Annotated in this window: 9 protein-coding genes; 6 read left to right on the top strand and 3 right to left on the bottom strand. The window is 59.3% G+C overall.

Annotated features, from left to right (window positions below):
* The 4 genes from PROAA_RS11390 to PROAA_RS11375 all read left to right on the top strand — a co-directional run.
* Positions 1-211: VOC family protein (locus PROAA_RS11390; RefSeq protein WP_186411461.1), on the top strand; the 211-nt coding region annotated here is incomplete at its 5' end.
* Positions 212-296: 85 nt separating this feature from the next.
* Positions 297-941, top strand: coding sequence for a CBS domain-containing protein (locus PROAA_RS11385; RefSeq protein ID WP_186411460.1), 645 nt, complete (start codon positions 297-299; stop codon positions 939-941).
* Between the two features lie 32 nt (positions 942-973).
* The gene (gene arsC, locus PROAA_RS11380) at positions 974-1,336 is read left to right on the top strand and encodes an arsenate reductase (glutaredoxin) (protein ID WP_186411459.1); all 363 of its coding nucleotides are present in this window, start codon (positions 974-976) and stop codon (positions 1,334-1,336) included.
* Between the two features lie 36 nt (positions 1,337-1,372).
* Positions 1,373-2,161: an alpha/beta hydrolase gene (locus PROAA_RS11375; protein ID WP_222102229.1), complete on the top strand. Its 789-nt coding sequence runs from the start codon at positions 1,373-1,375 to the stop codon at positions 2,159-2,161.
* A gap of 17 nt (positions 2,162-2,178) precedes the next feature.
* Here PROAA_RS11375 and PROAA_RS11370 read toward each other — a convergent pair whose 3' ends face one another.
* Positions 2,179-2,508, bottom strand: a complete 330-nt coding sequence (locus PROAA_RS11370) for a DHCW motif cupin fold protein (RefSeq protein ID WP_186411457.1) — start codon at positions 2,506-2,508, stop codon at positions 2,179-2,181.
* Between the two features lie 60 nt (positions 2,509-2,568).
* Between PROAA_RS11370 and PROAA_RS11365 the strand changes: the two genes are divergently transcribed.
* Together PROAA_RS11365 and PROAA_RS11360 are read left to right on the top strand one after the other, a co-directional pair.
* Positions 2,569-3,270, top strand: coding sequence for an SDR family oxidoreductase (locus PROAA_RS11365; RefSeq protein ID WP_186411456.1), 702 nt, complete (start codon positions 2,569-2,571; stop codon positions 3,268-3,270).
* Positions 3,271-3,403: 133 nt separating this feature from the next.
* Positions 3,404-3,859 carry a hypothetical protein gene (locus tag PROAA_RS11360; protein ID WP_186411455.1) on the top strand — a complete coding sequence of 152 codons (456 nt, stop codon included), beginning with the start codon at positions 3,404-3,406 and terminating at the stop codon, positions 3,857-3,859.
* 41 nt (positions 3,860-3,900) lie between these two features.
* On the opposite strand, the gene PROAA_RS11355 is transcribed toward PROAA_RS11360, so the two are convergent.
* Positions 3,901-4,245, bottom strand: coding sequence for a phenylpyruvate tautomerase MIF-related protein (locus PROAA_RS11355; RefSeq protein ID WP_186411454.1), 345 nt, complete (start codon positions 4,243-4,245; stop codon positions 3,901-3,903).
* Between the two features lie 78 nt (positions 4,246-4,323).
* On the bottom strand, positions 4,324-4,929 hold a 606-nt coding region (locus PROAA_RS11350), incomplete at its 5' end, for a mechanosensitive ion channel family protein (RefSeq protein WP_186411453.1).

The raw sequence follows: 4,929 nt of genomic DNA, 5'->3' as shown, positions 1-4,929 counted from the left end.
TGGCACCCCCAATGCCCCACCAGTCCATGTCGCATTTCGCGTCTCAAGCTGCGAGCTGGTCGATGCGTTCCATGCGGCTGCACTTGCCGCGGGAGGCCGCGATAACGGCCCTCCGGGCTTGCGTCCCCACTACCATCCAAACTACTACGGCGCCTTCGTGCTTGACCCGGATGGTCACAACATCGAGGCCGTCTGCCATGTTCCCGAATAGTCCCGCGAGGCCCGCGCACCCGATCACACTCCGGACGGACGGCCTCCCTGCCGGGTTCTGAGTCAACGCACGAGAAAGCACGGGCATGTTTACGATCTACGGGCTAAGTGGCCCCATCTTTCAAGGCACACTTGAAGAACTCGGCCGAATGCCACCGGTCATGGCTCGCGACCCGGTCACGCCGGTACGTCGCATCGGCGATCAGGTTGAGGCCGGCATTGCTCCGGAAGCTAGCGTCGCCGCTACAGGCGGCTTGAGCAGGTCTGCCGTGGAGGCATATCAGGCGATGATGCCGCAGAACCTTGAGCGCGGCCCGCTTTACCACGCCCAGCAAATCATGCAGCGAAAACTCATCATCGTGAATTCCAGAGACAACGTGACTCACGCCTGGCGCACCCTGGTCGACCACCAGATTCATCAGGCGCCGGTTATCGATGACAGTTATCGCCTGGTTGGCATCGTCAGCGAACGAAATCTGCTGACCAAACTCAACGTTGCCGATGGACGCGTGCGTGACGTGCTGGCCAGGAGTGTCAGCGACGTGATGGCTACGCCGGTCGTGGCCGCCACGGTACTGACCGATATCCGGCGCATTGCGCGAGTGATGCTTGAGCGCGACGTGGATGGCGTACCCATCGTCAATGACAATGGCGAACTGATCGGCTTCGTCTCGCGCGGCGATATTCTGCGCGCGGTGGTAACCGATCCGCCACTCAGTGTCTGGCGCTAATCTTTCAGAAGGGCCATTTTTCAGGAACTCCCATGACCGAAAACCCTATCGTCATCTATCACAACGCCCGCTGCTCGAAAAGCCGCTCTGCCTGCGAGCTGATCGCTGCGCGGGGACTTAATGCAAGAATCATTGATTACCTCGCACACCCGCCCGGCAAGGAGGAACTGCGCAGCCTGCTGAACAAGCTCGGCATGCGCCCGGCTGAACTCGTCCGTCGTGGCGAGGAAGTCTTCAGGATGGATTACGCAGGAAAAACCCTGAGCGACGAGGAGTGGCTGGACGCGCTTGTTTCCCATCCGATTCTCATCGAACGGCCGATAGTCGTGCACGGCGACAAGGCAGTGATCGGACGCCCGACTGAAAAGGTGCAGGAGCTGCTGGACGACGACTGAAAGGCTGCCATGGCGTTTTCGCGAGAACTCTTGAGAATGTGGCGTGCAGTCGTGCTTGCGGCGACGATGCTCGCTGGCGGCGCCCTCTACGCGCACGCAGCGGGCGTCGGTGAGGTTCTGCGAGTGGCCACGCGCGAGGGCGTTACCGTGCCGATCTACACGTTCTGGCGCGACGACGCGCTGGCGACGGTCGTGCTCTTTTCGGGCGGCGGTGGGGGATACGGAAAGATCGGCGAAGACGGCTGGCCGGCAGGAGGCAACTTCTTGATTCGCACCGGCAAGCATTGGGCCAGCCACCCGTTCAATGTCGTCATGGTCGGTCGCCCGACGGACGGCATCGACCTTTCCAACGGCGCGGTGCGCATTGGCGAGGAGCATGCTGCCGACAACGTGGCGATTTTCAAGGCCATCAAGAACCGGAGCGCGCGGCCGATCTGGGTCGTCGGCACCAGCATGGGAACGATATCTGCCGCGGCGGCGGCGATTCATGACAGCGAGCGTCTTGTTTCGGGCGTGGTATTGACGTCGTCAGTCGTCGCCTACAAGATTGCCGGTGCGGTGCCCAAGCAGGATCTCGATAAGATCCGCGTTCCGACTTTGGTTTTGCACCACGAGCATGACGCCTGCTGGGCTTGCCGGCCATATGAGGCAAGAAACATCGTCGACGGCCTGAAGAACGCACCGGTCAGGAAGCTAACCCTGGTCAGCGGCGGTTCAGGCGCAACGGGCGACCCCTGCGAGCCCTTGCACTACCACGGCTACGCCGGTATGCAAAATGAGGCCGTCGATCTCATCGCCGCGTGGATCGTCAACCCGACGGAATAAATGCCTGGCCGGCAGACTCAATCGACGATGAACAGTTTGGCACCATGTGCCGTGCTTGAGCGGTGCGGCTCTGCGTTGTCGGCGACCTGGTAGCTCATCCCCGGCTTGAGCGTGAACTCGCGCCCATCGTCGAGTTCCGTGTGCAGCTCGCCTTCGATGCAGAACAAGATATGCCCCTTAACGCACCAGTGGTCGGCGAGATAGCCTGGCGTGTACTCCACCAGACGGACCCGGATATCACTAAAATGCTGTGTGCGCCACAAAGCCAGACCGGCGTCTCCACGGTGCTCCGTTTGGGGAATTTTCGACCAGTCGGTAGTGCCGAATGGGATGTCTGTCATTTGCATGGCAATTCCTTTGCGATAGGTCGTAATGAGCACGAATAACGTAATTGAAAGGCAATCCCAATGAATGGTCCAACATATCAGGTACTCGTCACCGGCGCCAATCGTGGCCTTGGCCTGGAGTTTGTCAGACAGTACGCTAGCGCCGGTTGCCACGTCATCGCCTGTTGCCGCGATCCGCTAAAGGCGACAGAGCTTAATCGGCTGGCGACGGATAGTGCAGGAAAGATTGCGGTGCACGCCCTCGATGTCTCTGAGTTCAGCCAGATCGAGCGTCTGGCATCAGAATTGAACGGCCAGGCCATAGACGTACTCATCAACAACGCAGGAGTCTATCCACGGAGTTCCTTTGGCTCGATCGACTATGCCGAATGGCACAAGGCGTTCTTGATCAACACCATGGCTCCGATGAGAATGGTCGAGTGTCTTGTCGATCATGTCGCCGCCAGTCGGCTGCGCAAGATCGTGACGCTCTCAAGCAAAATGGGCAGTATCACAGACAATGACAGCGGCAGCAGTGCCCTCTACCGAACCAGCAAGGCCGCCGTAAACATGGTGATGAAGAATCTTGCCATCGAACTGAAGTCTCGCGGCATCGCTGTCGGCACGCTTCACCCCGGATGGGTCAAGACCGATATGGGCGGTGCCAATGCGCTGATTGACGTGCAGCAAAGCGTCGCCGGAATGCGGACGGTAATCGAGCGAATATCGCTCGACGACACCGGCCGGTTCATCGCGTTCGACGGCCAGGAGGTACCCTGGTAGATTCACGACGGCCACGCACAGTCCCGTACACCACCACCCGCCTGTGAAGCGAAAAATAACCTTGTGCACCGCAGCAATCTTTGCTATATTTCCGTCATCTGATTGAGTTCTCTCTCTGCTCGACGGGAAGCGTATGTACACCGTGGATGACCCCACCCTTGCCCTCATTACCCGTTTCATGGGGGACTTGCCGCGTCCTGAGATATCGGATGCGGAGTTCTTTCACCAGCAGGTCGCGGCAATCGAGGAGTACGTCGCGCGATTCCCCCCTCAGGAGCAGGAGCAGCGGGCAATGGCATGGATTGAAACCAACGCCAGAAGATATCGCCAGAAGTGGGAAAAACTTGCGACAATCGATGTCCTGACAGAGACGCGGTGTCCTGATTGCCCCCTGTCAGGTGGGAGCGACAAGGAACGCTGCGAAATCCATGCACGCTGGCTTACGCTCTTGAGGCGCTATGCCGCCAGCGAACTTTCTTCACGCGACTACGTGAAGACAAGCCTGGAATTGCTGGCGGCGCATAAAAACCGACTGAAGGTGAATGACCAGCATGGTCTGCTGTGCAAACACCCAACGCCGTCTAGCTAAGCTGGCGGAACCAATCCCCCCGGCAGACGCACCCGATGTGATCAGAACGTCCCGCCGTTCCATCCCCACATCGAGCCTTGGGCGTCGGCGAACTCGATATAGACCCGGTCAGCGGAAACGCCTAGCGCGGTGCTCATGAGCTTGCACAATGCCTTGGAGAATTCGGCGGTTCGCCCCTGCGGCAAGCCGATGCTTTTCATCTCCAGATAGGCGAGCGGCGAGGAGTCGCCCCCGAAAGCCATGGTCGCGGCGGACTCCAGCGACACCAGGACATAACGCTCAGGCTTTCCGAGCATCGCTGCAACGGCACGCGACGCGTCGGCTACGAGTGTCTTTCCGGCTTCGGCGTCGAGAATCACATTGGTTTGTATCTTCAGCAAAGGCATTGGGGTTCTCCAGTTTGCGTCGCTGTGTTGGCAGTCAGGAATTCCAGCCGCACGATCCTGAGTTTTCAAATCAAGGTGTCAACGCTCTGCGCTCTGGTCTGCCTCGTCCGCCACCTTCTTGTCGCTCGGCCACCACTGTTCAATCCGCTCCGCCGCCCAGTTCTTTCCGCCCAGACCAAAAGCGAGGGCCAGCGAAAATACAATGCCGGCCAGGATGACCAGAAAACTCTGGCGAACGATATCGCCACCGACCTGTATCTGGTCGAGCGCGATCAGGGTCACGAAAACCATGATCGCGTACTGAGCCACCTTGCCCAGAAACGCTGCGTCCTGCATCTGGACATTGCGGCAGTACGTGGCAACGGCATCGCCGATGAATCGTGCGAAATACGACCCGAATGCCAGCACCAGGATGGCGACAAACACGTTGGGCACGAACCACACAATCCTGCTGAGCAGGTCGGTGATGTAGGTCAGCCCCAGGCCGTTGAACGCGATCAGCAGAGCCGCGAGGATGACCAGCCAGTAGCAAAGGATGCCAACGATGTCGGTCGTGTCGGACTGTACCCCCCCTTGTTTGAGGAAGCCGTCCATGCCTGAACGCTCGGTCAGGATGTTGAAGTTGATGGCTCGCAGACCTTTGGTCACCGCGATCAAGACAATCTTGGCCAGCAGCCAGCCGCC

Source organism: Candidatus Propionivibrio aalborgensis (assembly GCF_900089945.1).
Lineage (GTDB): Bacteria > Pseudomonadota > Gammaproteobacteria > Burkholderiales > Rhodocyclaceae > Propionivibrio > Propionivibrio aalborgensis.
The sequence above is the reverse complement of the archived record's forward strand: the minus strand, read 5'-3'. Positions and strand labels throughout refer to the sequence as shown.